We start from the raw sequence: 16923 nt of genomic DNA on the forward strand, positions 1-16923 counted from the left end.
TATGGACGCACAGCGGTCGTATTTTGAGACGTTGACTGATTATTTCGTCAGACGAGAGACGACGGCGGCGGTTTGCGAGCCGATGACACTGAAAGCGCTGACGAGGGATTCTACATTTTCCGCCGCAAAATAATGCTGCTCGGTCGTCGCACAATACTTCAGGAGCTTCTGACCGCGTGCGGGCGCGAGAAAGGCAACGGCATAAACCTCGATATTTGCGGTTCGAGCCTCATCGCAACTGATCTTCGTATGCCGATCCGCCTCGGTATCGCTAGCCTGTTTTCTATAGTGCGTGTTCTCACCATCGGTCATGAAGACGATATAGCGGTTTGGCGTCTTGCCATTCTTGGTCTGGTGCGCCGTAAGTTCGCTTGCATCCTTGAGCCTTTTAACGGCTTCGGCGAAGGCGTCGCTTGAATCGGTTCCTCCCGTTGGCATTCTGGGTATTGCGTTGACATAATCGACCACGCTCTTCGTGCCCCACGCGAGGGCTGAAATCTGCGGCCATATTATATCGTTGTAAGAGGAAGCGCCCATGCGGACATATTGAGCATTCGGGTCAGCCTTGTTCATCTGCGTGGCGAGAGTTCCAACCGCTCTTTTAAGAGCATTGATTTTTGGAACGTAGCAAGGCTTGCTCTTTTTTAGGTTCGTTTGTTCGTTCCAGTTGGAACTTGTGAAATTCTGGCACGGATTATCTTTGCTCTCGATCTCAGTGGTAATAAACGACATCGAGCCGGAGCGGTCCAGCACGAGGAACATCGAGAAGGCATTCTTTGATTCCGTCGCGGAAACACTTTCGGCCGTGCTGGCTGCTGCAAGCTTGATCGTGCTGTGACCCAAAAGACGTGTGAAGACGCTGAACTTGACAGAGTAGCTTGTGGCAATGTCAACCGTGTAGGATTTGCCATTGTTCTGGATCGCTGTTTCCTTGATATCGATGACTGGCGCGTCATCAACGAGCGTCTTGTCGCCTTCCTTGACGATCCCCGACGTGCCGCTCATCTGAAGGGCGAAAAGTTCGGCGGCAATCTTCTTGGCTTCGGCGGCCGTCTTGTTGTCGTTGGCCAATGCTGATGCCGCCGCGAGTGCGGCCGCATCCGATGCATCCTGGAGTTCGGCTTTCGCCAGAACCATCTTGGTCATGTCGATGGCGACGCCGCCGGCGGCGAGGATGACGGGTATCGTAACTGCCGTCACCATGGCGAAATTGCCGAGACGATCCTTCAGCAACCGCGAGAGGATCGCCGGCCCTTGTATCTTCTTCGTCATGAGATGCCACCCGCCATTGCCCTAATGTGCGGTCAACCTATCAGCGAAGTCTTATTCAACGGTTTGAAGGCGTGGTATAGTTTTCGTAAAATTGCGCCCATCCCGCAATTCCGACCATAGTTCTGTTCCCAAACGGGAATTCAGGCCGGCTGGCGCACGGGAACCACGTCGACCGCCTGGGTGGTCTGGTGTTCGCCATAGCCCTTGAGAACGCCGATGACCGGGACGACATCGGAATAATCTCGGCCATAGGCGACGACGATATGGTCGTTGCCGGCGGGAATATCGTTGGTCGGGTCGAGTTCCATCCAGCCGTTGACCCGGCCGCACCAATAGCGCACCCAGGCATGCATGGCGTCCGCGCCCTCAAGGCGTTCCTTGCCCGGCGGTGGAATGGTGCGCAAGAAGCCGCTGACATAGCCCGCGGGTATGCCGAGACTGCGCAGCGCAACGATCATCACATGAGAAAAGTCCTGGCAGACGCCACGTTTCAGCTTGAAGGCCTCGCGCGGGGTCGTGTCCACGCTCGTTGCCTCCGCGTCGTAGGTGAAGTCCTTGTGAATCCGCGCGCAGATGGCCGCGGCGATCTCGCGGACCGTCATATCAGGATTGACGATACCCCGGGCATAGTCGGTGATGTCAGGGCAGTCCTTCAGGCGCGGGCTGGAGCCGGTGTAATGATGCGGCGAGTTGGCATCGAGTGACCAGTGTCCGGCGATCTCCGACGGCAGGGCGTCCAGACGCGGCGAAAAATCCGCGGCGGCCTGCGGCACGTCGACATGAACGCGGGCCTGCATGCGGATGTCCAGGCGCTCGTGGTTGCTGCGAAACAGGATCGCGCTCATCGGATTTTCGAAGAAGTCGCTGTGATCGACGCGCTCGCCGGGCACCGGCGCCACGCCGATTGTCCCGGCCACCAGCCGCTGGCGCCGGCCCAGCGAAAGCGGCAGCACGCGCACGATATGGCGGCCGCCGGAGACCGGTGTGTCGTAGAGATAGCCGATATGAAGGTTGACGTCGTAGAGCATGGTCACAGCGTCGTCCTCCGGCTCAGCTCAGATAGGTTTGCGCGAGGATGTCGGACAGCTTTTCGAGCTCCACCTCGAAGCGCTTGTAGACGGCGTCCGTCATAGCCTCCGGCGTCATTACGGCAAGACCGGCATGCAGGCGCATCGCCTCGCGGTAGAACGGCGACATCTGGCCGTTGGCATAGGCGTTCGGCAGCTGCTCGACCTCGTTCTTGATCTCGTTGAGCTGGTAGAGGATCGAGCGGGGATTGAGCGGATCGAGCGCCAGCAGGTCGGTCACGGTGAGGCGAGCGGTGGCAACGTTGTAACGGCGGCGATGGGTCATCACGCTATCGCCGATCTCAAGCAGCATGTCGAGCGCCCCGTCAGGGGCATCCTCGCCCGACATGTGGCCGAGAAGGCGCGTCATGTGCAGGCCACGCTCGAGATAGCGGCCGATGGACAGGAAGCGCCAACCGGTGAAGCGGTACATGTTTTCGTGCACGAGGCCCGCGAAGCCCGCGAGCTTGCGCAACAGCACGGTCATGGCGCGTGTGGCGTCGTCGCCCGGCTCGATGCTGACATGGAAGCGCCGGGCTGTCTTCGACAGGTCGTTCAGCGCCAGCCAGCCATCGGGCGAGAAGCGGTCACGGATGTTGCTGGCGGAGAAGACGGCGCTATCGATGTTGCGGATGAGGCTTGTCGGCACGGCTTCCGATGTGTCGATGTCGAGTGCGTCGAGATAATCGGTGACATCCTTCAGCAGCGGCTGGGATGGGTCGGCATATTCGGCATAGCGGCCATGCCACGCACGCAGGATGCGCAACGCGCCTTCCGCACGTTCGATATAGCGGCCGAGCCAGAAGAGGTTGTCGGCCGCGCGGCTCGGCAGGCTGCCGGGCATGTTGCGGATGAACATCTCTTCCGCCGGCAGCAGGCTGGTGCGCTCTACCGGTTTGCGGCTGACGATCCAGACATCCGCCGCCGAGCCACCTTCCTGCATGGCGATGGCGGAGACATTGTCGCCGGCACCGATGCGGGCAAAGCCGCCGGGCATGATCTGCCAGCCGTCGCGGGTGCGCGCGGCGAACACACGCAGCGACATCGGCCGCGGCACAAGCTTGCCGTCAACGAAGGCGGGGGTTGTGGAGAGCGTGACGGCTTCCTGCCCGACGAGCCTCGGCCCATCCGTTTCCAGCCACTCCGTAATCGATTGTCTAGCCGTCTCGCGCAGTGAAGAACCGAGCACGGACTGTTCGTTGTCATCGAAGAACGGGCGTGTCGAATAGGCCGGACCGACGATCATGCGCTCGATATGGCCCGCGACATGGGCGCGCTCGTCTTCCTGGCCGCACCACCAGGTGGCAATGGAGGGAAGGCGTTGGTCCTCGCCAAGCAGATGCCGACAGATATTGGGCAGGAAGGAAAGGAAGGCGCGTGTTTCAACGATACCGGCGCCGAGCGCGTTGACGAAGGTAACAGAACCGGCGCGCAGCGCCTCGACCATGCCGGGCGTACCGATATGGGAATTCTGGTTCAGCTCCAGCGGGTCGGCAAAGGCGGCATCGAGGCGTCGCCAGAGCACGCCGACAGGTTTGAGGCCCGCGACGGTGCGCACCATGACCTTGCCGCCAACGACGGTGAGGTCCTCTCCCTCCAGCAGCATGAAGCCGAGATAGCGGGCGATATAGGCGTGCTCGAAATAGGTTTCGTTGGCGAGCCCCGGCGTCAGGACGGCGATGCGGTCTTCGGCCGGCTTGCCCGCCTGCAGCGCATTGCGGAAGGCGCCGAAGAAGCCGGCGAGCCGGTGCGCATGGGTTTCGGCATACACATCGGAGAAGGCACGTGTCGTCGCCACGCGGTTTTCCAAGGCAAAGCCTGCACCGGACGGGGCCTGGGTCCGGTCCGAAAGAACCCACCAGTTGCCGTCAGGGCCACGGCCGATCTCGAAAGACACGAAATGCAGGAAGTGCTGCCCGGCCGGCTGCACACCCACGAGCGGCCGCAGAAATTCGTTGTTGGACGCGACAAGGGCCGGTGGCAGCAGACCGTTCGCGACGAGTTCGTTCTTGCCGTAGATGTCGGCCACCACCGCCTCGAGCAGTTCGGCGCGCTGGACCAGCCCTCGCGAGAGGTCGTCCCATTCGGCCTCGTCTATGAGAACCGGGATGTGGGAGAGCGGCCAGGCACGGTCTGTGACCGTCTCCTTGCCATAGGCACGGTAAAAGACACCGGCATCACGCAGGTAGCGGTCGGCGCGGGCGAAGCGGCCGGAAAGCTCCGTCTCGTCCATCCGTTCGAGCGCCGAGAGGAAATGCCGCCAGACCGGACGGACATTGCCGTCCGTGTCGACCATCTCGTCCGCCACGCCAGGGAGTGGCGCATAGCCGCGGACCGGCTTTTCGGCCGCTCCGGCTTCGGGCTGTGCCTGCGCACTCGTGGTCTTCACTTACATTCTCCTAAAGGCGGCTAGAGCCCCGGCGGGCGGCGCAGATCCAGCGTCAGCGGGAAATCCGCCGACGGCGTTTCCGGCCACAGCGTGTAGCCGCCCGCCCGGTGACCCCACGGTTCGAATCGCGCCAGCCGGCGCGCCTCGGCCTCGTTTCCGTTCACCGGGAAGGTGTCATAGTTGCGTCCGCCCGGATGGGCAACGTGATAAATGCAGCCCCCGATCGCCCGCCGCGACCATGTATCATAAATGTCAAATGTAAGCGGGGCGTTGACGGGCAGCACAGGATGGAGGCCGGAGGCGGGTTGCCAGGCCTTGTAGCGCACGCCGCCGACGGAAACGCCCTGCGTGCCCGTCGGCTTCAGCGGCACCGGGCGGCCATTGCAGGCCACGGTGTAGCGCGCCGGGTTCGTTGTTTCGAGCTTCACCTGGAGGCGTTCGACAGAGGAATCGACATAGCGGACGGTGCCGCCGATCGCGCCCTGTTCGCCCATGACGTGCCATGGCTCCAGCGCCTGGCGCACCTCCAAGCCGACACCTTCGTATTCCACCTCGCCACAGAAGGGAAAGCGGAACTCCAGCTGGGCGGCGAACCATTCCGGCCTGAGATCGAAGCCGTTGGCGCGCAGGTCGGCCAGCACGTCGAGAAAATCCTGCCAGACATAGTGCGGAAGCATGAAACGGTCATGCAGCGTCGTGCCCCAGCGCACGAAGCCGCCTTCGGCCGGGTTCAGCCAGAAGCGGGCAATGAGCGCGCGGATCAGCAATTGCTGGGCAAGGCTCATGCGGGCATTGGGCGGCATTTCGAAACCGCGAAATTCCACAAGGCCCAGTCGTCCGGTGGGTCCATCCGGCGAGAACAGTTTGTCGATGCAGATTTCCGAGCGATGCGTGTTGCCCGTGACATCGGTGAGCAGGTTGCGGAAGAGCCTGTCGACGAGCCACGGCAGGGGCGGTGCGCCTTGGCCGGGGGGCGGAACCTGCGCGAGCGCGATCTCCAGTTCATACAGCGAATCGTGGCGCGCCTCGTCCATGCGCGGCGCCTGGCTCGTCGGCCCGATGAAGAGACCGGAGAAGAGATAGGAAAGCGAGGGGTGGCGCTGCCAGTGCAGCACGAGGCTCTTCAGCAGGTCCGGCCGGCGCAGGAACGGGCTGTCATTCGGGTTCCTGCCGCCGACGACCACATGGTTGCCACCGCCCGTGCCGGTATGGCGCCCATCGATCATGAACTTGTCTGCGCCGAGCCGCGAAAGCCGCGCCTCCTCGTAGACCGCGCTGGTGATGTCGACGCAATCCTGCCAGCTGGAGGCGGGATGGATATTGACCTCGATGACACCGGGATCGGGAGCGACGCGGATGACGTTGAGACGCTCGTCCTGCGGTGGCGCATAGCCTTCGATGTGGACGGCGAGGTTGAGACGGGTCGCCGCCTGTTCTGCAGCCGTCACCAGTTCGAGGTAATCTTCCACGCGTTCGACGGGCGGCATGAAGACGCACAGCCTGCCATCGCGGGCCTCGACGCTCATGGCCGTGCGCACGGTGCCGACGATGTCGCTGCGAACCTGCTCGACGCGGCCCTGCTGCCCGGCATCACTCGCCTGAAACGACGCCTCGGCCATTGCGCGGCCGCCCTCGGCAAAGTCCGGCAGCGGCGGCTTTACCTCCGAGGGATCGGCCGGATTGATGTAGGGATAATCCGATGGCGGCAGGTGGGGCAGGGCGCCGAGCGGCAGGCGATAGCCGACGGGGCTGTCGCCGGGAACGAGGAAGATCTTGCCGCGGCGCGTCTGCCATCGCTCGCTGATCCAGCGCTTGCCGGTCGCCTTTGCGTTCCACGCCTGCACCGGCAGGATGTGGCCGGTCGGTTTGGTCAAGCCGCGCTCGAAGACGCGCGCGATGCGGTTACGCTCCTCTGGGTCTTCGAGTTTCGAGTTCGACGGATCGACATTGTCTGGCAGGTTGCCTTCTTTGATGATCCACTCAGCAGGATCCTCGTAGGCGGGCTGGACCAGATCGGGCGCGAGACCAAGTTCCTGCGCGACAGCGCCGAGAAGGGCCGCCGCGTCGGCTTCGCTCACGGCGGCATCGCTGCCTTCCTCGGCAATCAGGTCCGGATTACGCCAGATCGGCTTGCCATCGCGTCGCCAATAAAGCGAGAAGGTCCAGCGCGGCAGGCTTTCGCCGGGATACCACTTGCCCTGTCCGTAATGCAGGAAGCCGCCCGGCGCGAAACGCTGACGCAGGCGACGGATCAGTTGGTCGGCCTTCTCGCGTTTGGTGGGGCCGACGGCATCTGTATTCCACTCGCCCGATTCGAAATCGTCGATGGAAACGAAAGTCGGCTCGCCGCCCATGGTGAGGCGCACGTCGTTTGCCGCCAGCACGCCGTCCACATCGCGGCCGAGCGCATTCAGCGCTTCCCAGCTTTCTTCGGAGAAAGGCTTTGTGATGCGCGGATGCTCGGCCACGCGATCCACCGTCATCGCGAAATCGAACGCGGTGTTCGCCTCGCCGAAATAGCCGCCGCTGATCGGGGCCGCATTGCGGTAGTGCGGCGTGGCGGCAAGCGGTATGTGGCTCTCGCCGGTCAGGAGGCCGGATGTCGGATCGAGGCCGATCCACCCGGCGCCTGGCAGATAGACCTCGCACCAGGCATGCAGATCCGTGAAATCGACTTCGGTCCCGGAGGGGCCGTCGAGTGCCTTCAGGTCCGGCGTCAGCTGGATGAGATAGCCGGAGACGAAGCGGGCCGCAAAGCCAAGGTTGCGAAGGATCTGCACGAGCAGCCAGCTCGAATCGCGGCAAGATCCAAGGCCGACTTCCAGCGTCTCTTCGGGCGTTTGCACGCCCGGTTCCATGCGGATGACATAGCCGATCTTCTGCTGGAGGCGCGCGTTCAGCCCCACGACCATGTCCACCGTGCGTTGCCCGGGTGTGCGATCGACCGTCGCCATGAAGGCTTCGAGTGCGGCGCTCATGGGTTCGGGGGTACGGTAGATCTCGAGATCTTCGCGCAGGTCTTCCGGATAGTCGAACGGCCATTGTTCCGCCTGCTCTTCGACGAAGAAGTCGAAGGGATTGTAGACGGTCATGTCAGCGACGAGGTCGACCTCGATCTTCAGTTCGGTGACCGGATCGGGAAAGACGTAGCGGGCAAGGTAATTGCCGTACGGGTCCTGCTGCAGGTTTACGAAGTGGTTTTCGGGCGAAACCTTCAGCGCGTGGCTGATTACCTTGGTCTTGGAATGTGCCGCCGGCTTCAGCCGGATGATCTGGGGTCCGAGGCGGACCGGTTTGTCGTAGATGTAATGGGTGAGGTGGTAGATACCGGCCTTGATCGACATACGCGCTCTTGTTCCCCTCGGGCGGTCTCACGCCGCCATCGAGAGGATTTTGTGCGCTGCGAAGAAAGATTGCAAGCGGGATCGCAGCCGGGCGCGGAGCGAAAGCCGCGCGCCCGGGAAAACCTTATTCCGGCAGGATGCGCACGGCGCCCTTGTCGGCACTGGCGGCAAAGGCGGCATAGGCCTTCAGCGCCGTCGTGACATTGCGCTTGCGCGGAGCAGCCGGCTTCCAGCCGAGCTTGTCCTGTTCGGCGCGACGGGCTGCAAGTTCGTCTTCCGAAACGGCAAGGTTGATGGTGCGGTTCGGGATGTCGATCTCGATCAGGTCGCCCTGACGCACGAGGCCGATGGCACCGCCCTGCGCCGCCTCGGGTGAGGCATGACCGATCGACAGACCAGAGGTGCCGCCGGAGAAGCGGCCGTCGGTGATCAGCGCGCAGGCCTTTCCGAGGCCCTTCGACTTCAGGTAGCTCGTGGGATAGAGCATTTCCTGCATGCCCGGGCCGCCCTTAGGGCCCTCGTAGCGGATGACGACAACATCGCCAGCCTTGACCTCGTTGCCGAGAATGCCCTTCACGGCCGCATCCTGGCTCTCATAGACCACGGCAGGGCCCGAGAATTTCAGGATCGATTCATCGACGCCGGCCGTCTTCACGATGCAGCCGTCGAGCGCGATGTTGCCAGAGAGAACGGCCAGGCCGCCATCCTTGGAGAATGGGTGTTCGACGGAGCGGATGACGCCGTTTTCGCCGTCCGTGTCGAGTTCGTCCCAGCGGGCTTCCTGGCTGAAGGCGACCTGGGTCGGGATGCCGCCCGGTGCTGCGCGGAAGAAGGTGCGCACGGTCTCGCTGGAAGTGCGCGTGATGTCCCAGCGGTCGATCGCGTCGCCCAGTGTTTCGGCATGAACGGTCGGGGTGTCGCGGTGGATCAGGCCGCCGCGCTCCAGTTCGCCGAGAATGCGCATGATGCCGCCGGCACGGTGCACGTCTTCCATGTGCACGTCCTGCTTGGCGGGCGCCACCTTTGAAAGGCACGGCACGCGGCGCGACAACTCGTCGATGTCGTCGAGGTCGAAGTCGATGCCGCCTTCATACGCGGCGGCGAGGATGTGCAGCACCGTGTTGGTCGAGCCGCCCATGGCGATATCGAGCGACATGGCGTTTTCGAAGGCTCGCTTGTTGGCGACGTTGCGCGGCAGGATGCTGTCGTCCTCCTGCTCGTAATAGCGGCGGGCGACATCAACGATCAGGTGGCCGGCCTCGACGAAGAGGCGCTTGCGGTCCGCATGGGTGGCCAGCGTAGAGCCGTTGCCGGGCAGCGACAGGCCGAGTGCTTCCGTCAGACAGTTCATCGAGTTGGCGGTGAACATGCCCGAGCACGAGCCACAGGTCGGGCAGGCCGAGCGCTCAATGACCTTGACGTCCTCGTCGGACATCTTGTCGTCGGCGGCGGCGACCATGGCGTCAACGAGGTCGAGCGCATGGGTCTTGCCGTGCAGAACGACCTTGCCCGCTTCCATCGGGCCACCGGAGACGAAGACGGAGGGGATGTTGAGGCGCATCGCGGCGTTCAGCATGCCGGGCGTGATCTTGTCGCAGTTGGAGATGCAGACCATGGCATCGGCGCAGTGCGCGTTGACCATGTACTCGACGGAGTCTGCGATGACCTCGCGCGACGGCAGCGAATAGAGCATGCCGTCATGGCCCATGGCGATGCCGTCGTCGACGGCGATCGTGTTGAATTCCTTGGCGACGCCGCCGGCCTTCTCGATCTCGCGTGCAACGAGCTGGCCGAGGTCCTTCAGGTGCACATGACCTGGCACGAATTGGGTGAAGGAGTTCACCACCGCAATGATCGGCTTGCCGAAGTCCGAGTCCTTCATGCCGGTCGCGCGCCAGAGGCCGCGGGCACCGGCCATGTTGCGGCCGTGGGTGGTGGTTCGGGAGCGATATGCGGGCATGGTCAGTTCCTCGGAGATGGACGCGGCTGGCATATGGGGCCTTGGCGGCCGCATTGCGAGCCTTGAGAGGGTTCCCTAGCGCAAAACGCCTCGCGCGTCACGAAAGGAATGACGATTTTTTGCCGGCGCGGCGCAATTTCCTTGCCAGAAGCGGGCTATGTGCTGACCGTTGTCGGCATGGTGCATTCGTGGCATGGTCCGCGCCATGAACGAAAGCAGTCAGGGTTTGGCGGAGGCCGGCGGAGAAGGCGTGGAGGCGGCGCTCGACAAGAGCCCGCTCTACCTGCGTATACGCGACGTGCTGGCCGATGCGATCTCCGGCGGCCGCCTGCCGAAAGGCGCGCTCTTGCTGGAGGGGCCGGTCGCCACGCTTTTCGCCTCCACCCGAACGCCGGTTCGCCAAGCACTCGCCCTTCTCGAAGAGGGGGGCATGGTACGCCGGTTCGACGGGCGCGGGTTCCTTGTCGGGCAGGGCCGCAGCGGGCCGAAACGGGTGGCGCTGACGGCGGACATGCTGGGCCTCGACGAGGAGGCGCCGGCGTTGCGCAAGGCCCCAGGCTGGGAGGCAATCTACGAGAGCCTTGAACGGGAAATGGTGCACCTCTCCGTGTTCGGGCGCTACCGCATCAACGAGGTGGAGCTGGCGCGCGCCCGCGGCGTCGGCCGGCAGGTGGCGCGCGATGCGCTTATGCGGCTGGAAGCCCTCGGTATCGTCGAGAAGGACGAGCGCATGCGCTGGACGCTGGTTCCGCTCGATGAACAACGCATGCGCGACCTGCATGCCATTCGTGTCGCGCTGGAGCCCGTCGCATTGCTGCAGGCGGCCCCCTTCATTCCGCCGGCTGAGCGGCAGGCGATGACGGAGCGGCTGGAAGAGGCGCTGGCCGTCTATCCTGCCCTGTCCGTCGAGGCGATGGATAATCTGGAAACGGACCTGCACATCACCTGCCTTGGCTATTGCCCGAACCGCGAACTGCTGATCGCGTTGCGTCGCGCCCATTTCATGCTGAATGTCAGCAAGCATGTCATCGGCGTCTCGCACCGCATGCCGGAAGACGAGCCTTTCATCGCCGAGCACCTCGCGGTGTTTCGCGCGCTCGATGTCGAGGATTTCGCCCGGGCGGCCGAGACGCTGCGCCATCATATCGTCGTTTCGCTGCCCAAGGTGATCGGCCGCGTTGCGGAACTGCGCGGGGTGCACCGGCCGGACACGCCGGCCTATGCGACGCTGGTGGCGCGCGCGGGAGAACCGGCATGAAGGTCAAGCGCATCGTCGCCAATATAGCGACGACCGATCCTGCGGAGGTGGCCGCCTTCTACAGGGAGGTGCTGGGTCTTGACCTGTTGATGGACCATGGCTGGATCGTGACTTATGGCAACCAAAGCCAGACATCACCACAGGTGAGCTTTGCCTCCGAAGGCGGGTCCGGCACGCCGGTGCCGGCGCTTTCGGTCGAGGTCGACGATGTCGAGGCGGCGTATCTGGCTGCGCGTGCTGGCGGTCATACCATCGAATACGGGCCGGTGGACGAGCCCTGGGGGGTGCGCCGCTTCTTCGTGCGCGATCCCGCCGGCACCCTCATCAATATCGTCATGCACACGCGATGATCAGGTGATAGCGCCGACCTGCCAGGGCACGAACTCGTTGTCGCCGTAATCGAAGGCCTCGCTTGCCGTCTTGCGTCCGGACGCGGTCTCGATGACGAATTCGAAAATACGGCGGCCGGCCTCTTCGATCGTCTCGCTGCCGTCGACAATGGTGCCGCAGTTGATATCCATGTCGTCCTTGATGTGTTCGTACATGGGCGTGTTCGTGGCGATCTTGATGCAGGGGGCCGGCTTGTAGCCGGAAACCGAACCGCGGCCTGTGGTGAAGGCGACGAGATTGCAACCGCCGGCGATCTGCCCGGTCACGGCCGCCGGATCGTAGCCGGGCGTGTCCATGAAGACGAAGCCCGGCTCCGTCACTTCCTCTGCATATTCATAGACGGCATTGAGCGGCATGGAGCCACCTTTGGCGACCGCGCCGAGTGATTTTTCGAGGATGGTCGTCAGGCCGCCCGCCTTGTTGCCGAAAGAGGGGTTGTTGTTGAGTTCGGCATCATTGCGCGCCGTGTAGTCGCGCCACCAATCAATGCGCGACAGGAGCTTTTCTGCGACCTCCGGCCGGGCGGCGCGGCGGGTCAGCAGGTGTTCTGCGCCATAGATTTCGGGTGTCTCGGAGAGCACCGTCGTCGCGCCCTCCCTCACAAGGAGGTCCGAGGCGATGCCCAGCGCCGGATTGGCGGAGATGCCCGAATAGCCGTCCGATCCACCGCATTCGAGCGCCAGCTTGATGCCCGAAAGCGGCTGTGGCGTGCGGCGGATGCGGCCGACATCCGGCAGCATGTCGTCGATCATCTCGCAGGCTGCCTCGATCGTCTTTCGCGTGCCGCCCTGGTTCTGGATCATCATGGTGCGGAAGGTCTTGCCTTCCTCCAGCCCGGCCTCTTCCACGAGCGGGCCGTATTGAAAGGTCTCGCAACCCAGGCCGATCATCAGGATGCCGCCGAAATTCGGATTGCGTGCATAGCCTTTGAAGGTACGGGTGAGAATGCGCCCGCCCTCGGACCGGAGGTTCAGCGCGCAACCGCCGCCATAGGTCAGCGCCACCACACCATCGATATTGTCGTGGCCGGCCTCGCGGAACCTGCGGGCATAATGCTCGGCCACATAGCGCGAGACCGTGGCGGAACAGTTCACGGTCGAGAGGATACCGATATAGTTGCGGGTGCCGATACGGCCGTTACCGCGGTCGAAGCCGTCGAAGGTGCGTCGCCGCTCCGCCGGCACCATGACGGGCGGAGCATTGTCCACGCAGAATTCATGCTTCAGTGCCAGATCCAGGATGGCGAGGTTCTGCAGATGCACATGCTCGCCGGGCTGGATGGCCTTCGTCGCGTAGCCGATGATCTGGCCGTATTTCAGCACGGGTGCGCCCTCGGCAATGAGAGAGATCGCCACCTTGTGACCGCGCGGAATGCGCTCGGCGGCAATGACGCCGTTCACCAGCGCGCGGCCGGCATCGACATTGGCAGGCACGACGCCGACATTGTCCTTAGCGTTGAGTACGAGCACGGCGGGAAGATCGGCAATCATCGCATTTCCTCTGTTGGTCTGCGCATTATGCACTTTGCCAGCAAAAGTCAATATTTATGGCGGCGTGTCGCGATGGCCTGGGTCTTTTCACTGGCCGCGCGCTTTTTCCGCGTGCCCCGCCGGTGGACGGATGCCGCTCAAGAGCCTATGTGTTTTGCGTTCACTACGAAGGAGAGGTCCATGCGTCCCATCATCGGCGTCATCGCCGCCGCTTTTGCTGTTCTGTCGCTTGCGGGTTGCAGCACGACGTCGTCGGCCGACAACACCACCTATGCACGCCCGCCGGTTTCGGACGGTGGCATGCGGGTTCCGCTGAACTGATCATCCGATCACGAAAAAAGAAAAGCCGGCCCGCAATGAACGGACCGGCTTTCTTGTTTGGCTTGTGCTTCAGTGGCTGTCGGCGAGTCTTGCGGCATCGATCGCCGAGGCCTGTTCGAAGCGCACGCCATTGAAGAAGGCGTTGAGAACCACAGCGGCGATGGACGCCAGCACGATGCCCGATTCGATGATCGGGTGGATCGCATGCGGCATCCACATCAGGTAGTTCGGCGCCAGAAGCGGGATCAGGCCGAAACCGACAGAGACCGCGACGATGAACAGGTTGTTGCGCGAGGACTTGAAGTCTACCGTCGAGAGAATGCGCACGCCTGTTGCCGCGACCATGCCGAACATCACCAGTCCCGCGCCGCCCAGAACGAAGGTGGGCACGGCTTCCACCAGCGCGCCCATCTTCGGGATAAGGCCGAGCACGATCATGATGATGCCGCCGGCCACGCAGACATGGCGGCTTTTTACGCCGGTAACGCCGACCAGGCCTACATTCTGCGAGAAGCTCGTATAGGGGAAGGTGTTGAACAGGCCGCCGATCATCGTGCCGATGCCGTCGACACGCAGGCCTGCCGTCAACTGTTGCTGCGAAACCTGTCGGCCGGTGATTTCGCCGAGCGCCAGAAACATGCCGGTCGATTCGATCATGACGACGATCATGACGAGCGTCATGGTGGCGATCAGCACGGGATCGAAGATGGGCATGCCGAAATGCAGCGGCGTGACGACGGCGAACCAGCCGGCATCCGAAACGCGGTCGAAATGCATCATGCCGAGGATGGATGCGGCGAGACAGCCGATTATCACGCCGCAGAGCACCGCGATATTGCTGATAAGGCCGCGGCCGAACCGGGCGATAAGCAGGATGGAGACAAGCACAAGCGCCGAAAGCGCGATATGGCCGGGCTCGGCATAGATCGGGTTTGGAACGCTCGGTGCGAGGGCAAGACCATCCGGCACGGCCGGGCCACCGGTTTCTGCCAGCGTCTTCATCTGGGCGAGCCATTCGCTGTGTGCCGGGTCCACCAGCTTGGGGGCGGTGGGGCCAAAGGGATTGCCGAAGATCCAGTTGATGCCCACGCGCATCAGCGAAACGCCGATCACCAGGATGATTGTGCCGGTCACGATGGGCGGGAAGAAGCGCAGCAGCCGGCCCATGACGGGGGCAAGCAGCAAGGCGATAAAGCCCGCGCCGATGATGGCGCCGAAGATCATGCGCGCACCCTCCGTGCCCGGCACGGCATTGGCCATGGAGACCATGGGGCCGACCGAGGCGAACGTCACGCCCATCATGACGGGCAGGCGGATGCCGACGTGGCGCCCGAAGCCGAGAGACTGGATGATGGTGACGATACCGCAGACGAAGAGGTCGGCGGAGATGAGGAAGGCGACGTCCTGCGGGCTGAGCTGCAGGGCGCGTCCGACGATCAGCGGCACCGCGACCGCCCCGCCATACATGACGAGGACATGCTGTATGCCGAGGGTGGCGAGCCTGCCCGTGGGCAACCTCTCATCCACGGGATGTATGCTGGATGCGTCGCTCATGGATACTCCTCCTATCACGTCGACCCCTCAAGTCCCGTCCTCCAACGGGAGGGGGCATCTTTGGGAGCCGGGGTGCGGGCTGCAAGTATAGGCGGGCAATAAACACTTTACGGATTTCCGGGGTAATCACGCACAGGCAGATTACCCGGAAACACCGGGCATCATCGAAATTCCGTTTTCGTTTCAAGCGCTTGCGCAATTGGCAAATTTCCACGCAAGCTGTATGCGACGTTATTTGAACGTCAAAGTTGGAGTGTCGTCAACTTTTTCCTGCACGGCACAGCTGTCTTGCAAACGTTATTCGGCCGCGGCGGGCGGGGCCGGTTCGGACAGCGTGTCGGCTGTTTCGGGCTTCTTCAGCTTCAGAATGATCGGCGCCACCAACGATACGGGCTCTTCTCCCATGTCAGGCGTAAAAGTGGGGAAGGGCGCGGCACGATTGGCCATGTCGATGGCGACCGCATCCAGGTCAGGATTGCCTGAGGATGTGACGATACGGGCATCGGAGACCTTGCCGTCGACAGAAATCGTAAACCCGACGCTGACCTCGAAATCGCCGTCCAGACCGAGCTCGCGGGCTTTTATCACCGCAAGCGTGCTCTGCCGCTTGATCTGTGCGCCGACAGCCTGCGACCAGCTCTTCTTGTCGCTCGGAGCAGGGCGCTGCGACGTAGCATCCTGCCCGAAGGCGGGGAGGGAAAGCGAAATGGCCGCTGTGGCGAAGGCCGCAAGAAAGAAACGTGCCGTCATGTCATCCTCTTTGTCCGGTGGAACATCGGTGATGGCGATGAGCGTTCAATGCGTCATTCCTTCGTGTCGGCAGCCTTGTTGCCGGAAGCGTTCAAAGCGTCCAGCGCTTTCATCGCTTCGTCCGCGGCGTCGTTCGCCTCCGCCCTGCTGGCGGCCGCGCGCGCTTCCGCTTCCACCTGTTCTTCGGCGGTACGGGCAGCATACCCACCCTGCGCCCGCTCGCCAATAGTCAGCCCGAAATCGACCGTCAGCATGGCCAGGAAGAGGGTGCCGGCGATGAGTGCGATGAGCCAGAAATAAAGCCGCATGCGAGCTCCGCTATGCACTGCCGGTTTCTCGGAAATGAGGAGGCGACGCGAACCGATCACGAAACCCGAAAAACAAAAAAGCCCTGTGAAAACAGGGCCTTTTGGATCGAATGGTGGGCGTGACAGGGATTGAACCTGTGACCCCTACGATGTCAACGTAGTGCTCTCCCGCTGAGCTACACGCCCGTTCGATGAGGCGCATAGACCACAAAACATCCGGCGGCGTCAATAGGCTTTTTGAAGCTTTTTTTACGTGCCGTTTTCGTGGTCTTTTCCGAGGCTTAGGCCGCCAGCATCTTGTTGACCTCTTCCACGAGATCACGCAGGTGGAAGGGCTTGGAGAGGACCTTGGCATCCTTCGGGGCCTTGGAATCCGGGTTCAGGGCAACGGCCGCAAAGCCGGTGATGAACATGACCTTGAGGTCGGGATCGAGTTCGGTCGCGCGGCGCGCCAGTTCGATACCGTCCATTTCGGGCATCACGATATCGGTCAGGAGAAGCGAGAAGGGTTCTTCGCGAAGCCGGTCATAAGCACTGGCGCCGTTGTCATAGGACAGCACCTGATAGCCCGCCTTTTCGAGCGCCTTCACCAGGAAGCGGCGCATGTCGTTGTCGTCTTCTGCGAGGAGAATCTTTGGTGTCATGGAATTCGGGAACCATTGCTGAGGTTATCTGCCCGCGGAGGGGCGCTGTTGCTACAAGATCGTATTCCGGTAAATATCCGGTGAATGGGGCAGGACAAGCCCCATCCATATGCCATCGAGTATGGACACGGCCTGGGCCCGCTGGCAACATGGGCGACGCAATGACTTTCAGGCAT

The 16923-nt window shown here is 62.7% G+C and carries 13 protein-coding genes and 1 tRNA gene; 3 read left to right on the forward strand and 11 right to left on the reverse strand.

Features of this window, described 5'->3' with window-relative positions:
* Positions 1-39: 39 nt before the first annotated feature.
* The 5 genes from MNR02_RS03195 to ilvD form a co-directional block, all read right to left on the reverse strand.
* A complete protein-coding gene (locus tag MNR02_RS03195; protein WP_241601882.1) occupies positions 40-1272 on the reverse strand; it encodes a VWA domain-containing protein in 1233 nt (410 codons plus the stop codon).
* Between the two features lie 140 nt (positions 1273-1412).
* Complete coding sequence (locus tag MNR02_RS03200) at positions 1413-2300, reverse strand: transglutaminase family protein (RefSeq protein ID WP_241948813.1); 888 nt, start codon at positions 2298-2300, stop codon at positions 1413-1415.
* Between the two features lie 22 nt (positions 2301-2322).
* A complete protein-coding gene (locus MNR02_RS03205; protein WP_241948060.1) occupies positions 2323-4728 on the reverse strand; it encodes a circularly permuted type 2 ATP-grasp protein in 2406 nt (801 codons plus the stop codon).
* A gap of 20 nt (positions 4729-4748) precedes the next feature.
* On the reverse strand, positions 4749-8072 hold the full coding sequence (locus MNR02_RS03210) for a DUF2126 domain-containing protein (RefSeq protein WP_241948061.1): 3324 nt from the start codon (positions 8070-8072) through the stop codon (positions 4749-4751).
* 124 nt (positions 8073-8196) lie between these two features.
* Positions 8197-10032: a dihydroxy-acid dehydratase gene (ilvD, locus tag MNR02_RS03215; protein ID WP_241948062.1), complete on the reverse strand. Its 1836-nt coding sequence runs from the start codon at positions 10030-10032 to the stop codon at positions 8197-8199.
* A gap of 205 nt (positions 10033-10237) precedes the next feature.
* On the opposite strand from ilvD, the gene MNR02_RS03220 reads away from it, so the two are divergent.
* Together MNR02_RS03220 and MNR02_RS03225 are read left to right on the forward strand one after the other, a co-directional pair.
* Complete coding sequence (locus tag MNR02_RS03220; protein WP_241948063.1) at positions 10238-11290, forward strand: GntR family transcriptional regulator; 1053 nt, start codon at positions 10238-10240, stop codon at positions 11288-11290.
* Entirely contained in the window at positions 11287-11640 is a 354-nt protein-coding gene (locus MNR02_RS03225; protein WP_241601905.1) for a VOC family protein, read from the forward strand. Before MNR02_RS03220 ends, MNR02_RS03225 begins: the two co-directional genes overlap by 4 nt.
* Here the strand turns inward: MNR02_RS03225 and MNR02_RS03230 are convergent, their stop codons facing one another.
* Entirely contained in the window at positions 11641-13170 is a 1530-nt protein-coding gene (locus tag MNR02_RS03230) for a UxaA family hydrolase (protein WP_241948064.1), read from the reverse strand.
* A 180-nt stretch (positions 13171-13350) separates the two neighbouring features.
* Here MNR02_RS03230 and MNR02_RS03235 point away from each other — a divergent pair, with 180 nt between their 5' ends.
* On the forward strand, positions 13351-13491 hold the full coding sequence (locus MNR02_RS03235) for a YgdI/YgdR family lipoprotein (protein ID WP_241601910.1): 141 nt from the start codon (positions 13351-13353) through the stop codon (positions 13489-13491).
* A gap of 69 nt (positions 13492-13560) precedes the next feature.
* Here the strand turns inward: MNR02_RS03235 and MNR02_RS03240 are convergent, their stop codons facing one another.
* From MNR02_RS03240 to cpdR1, 5 genes are all read right to left on the reverse strand, one after another.
* Entirely contained in the window at positions 13561-15045 is a 1485-nt protein-coding gene (locus MNR02_RS03240) for a nucleobase:cation symporter-2 family protein (RefSeq protein WP_241601913.1), read from the reverse strand.
* Between the two features lie 297 nt (positions 15046-15342).
* The gene (locus MNR02_RS03245; RefSeq protein ID WP_241948065.1) at positions 15343-15795 is read right to left on the reverse strand and encodes an energy transducer TonB; all 453 of its coding nucleotides are present in this window, start codon (positions 15793-15795) and stop codon (positions 15343-15345) included.
* Between the two features lie 53 nt (positions 15796-15848).
* Positions 15849-16103 (reverse strand): hypothetical protein, encoded by a 255-nt coding sequence (locus MNR02_RS03250; RefSeq protein WP_241601921.1) that lies wholly within the window; start codon positions 16101-16103, stop codon positions 15849-15851.
* Between the two features lie 111 nt (positions 16104-16214).
* Positions 16215-16289 (reverse strand) — tRNA-Val (locus MNR02_RS03255).
* A gap of 95 nt (positions 16290-16384) precedes the next feature.
* Positions 16385-16747: a response regulator CpdR1 gene (cpdR1, locus tag MNR02_RS03260; protein WP_023512679.1), complete on the reverse strand. Its 363-nt coding sequence runs from the start codon at positions 16745-16747 to the stop codon at positions 16385-16387.
* Positions 16748-16923 lie beyond the last annotated feature (176 nt).

The organism is Shinella sp. H4-D48 (genome assembly GCF_022637395.1).
GTDB classification, from domain to species: domain Bacteria; phylum Pseudomonadota; class Alphaproteobacteria; order Rhizobiales; family Rhizobiaceae; genus Shinella; species Shinella sedimenti.

Excerpts from the sequence above, each read along its gene's own strand:
- MNR02_RS03195 (WP_241601882.1), bottom strand. The coding sequence starts at position 1,272 with ATGACGAAGAAGATACAAGGGCCGGCGATCCTCTCGCGGTTGCTGAAG.
- MNR02_RS03200 (WP_241948813.1), bottom strand. The coding sequence starts at position 2,300 with ATGCTCTACGACGTCAACCTTCATATCGGCTATCTCTACGACACACCG.
- MNR02_RS03210 (WP_241948061.1), bottom strand. The coding sequence starts at position 8,072 with ATGTCGATCAAGGCCGGTATCTACCACCTCACCCATTACATCTACGAC.
- ilvD (WP_241948062.1), bottom strand. The coding sequence starts at position 10,032 with ATGCCCGCATATCGCTCCCGAACCACCACCCACGGCCGCAACATGGCC.
- MNR02_RS03220 (WP_241948063.1), top strand. The coding sequence starts at position 10,238 with ATGAACGAAAGCAGTCAGGGTTTGGCGGAGGCCGGCGGAGAAGGCGTG.
- MNR02_RS03225 (WP_241601905.1), top strand. The coding sequence starts at position 11,287 with ATGAAGGTCAAGCGCATCGTCGCCAATATAGCGACGACCGATCCTGCG.
- MNR02_RS03230 (WP_241948064.1), bottom strand. The coding sequence starts at position 13,170 with ATGATTGCCGATCTTCCCGCCGTGCTCGTACTCAACGCTAAGGACAAT.
- MNR02_RS03235 (WP_241601910.1), top strand. The coding sequence starts at position 13,351 with ATGCGTCCCATCATCGGCGTCATCGCCGCCGCTTTTGCTGTTCTGTCG.
- MNR02_RS03240 (WP_241601913.1), bottom strand. The coding sequence starts at position 15,045 with ATGAGCGACGCATCCAGCATACATCCCGTGGATGAGAGGTTGCCCACG.
- MNR02_RS03245 (WP_241948065.1), bottom strand. The coding sequence starts at position 15,795 with ATGACGGCACGTTTCTTTCTTGCGGCCTTCGCCACAGCGGCCATTTCG.
- MNR02_RS03250 (WP_241601921.1), bottom strand. The coding sequence starts at position 16,103 with ATGCGGCTTTATTTCTGGCTCATCGCACTCATCGCCGGCACCCTCTTC.
- cpdR1 (WP_023512679.1), bottom strand. The coding sequence starts at position 16,747 with ATGACACCAAAGATTCTCCTCGCAGAAGACGACAACGACATGCGCCGC.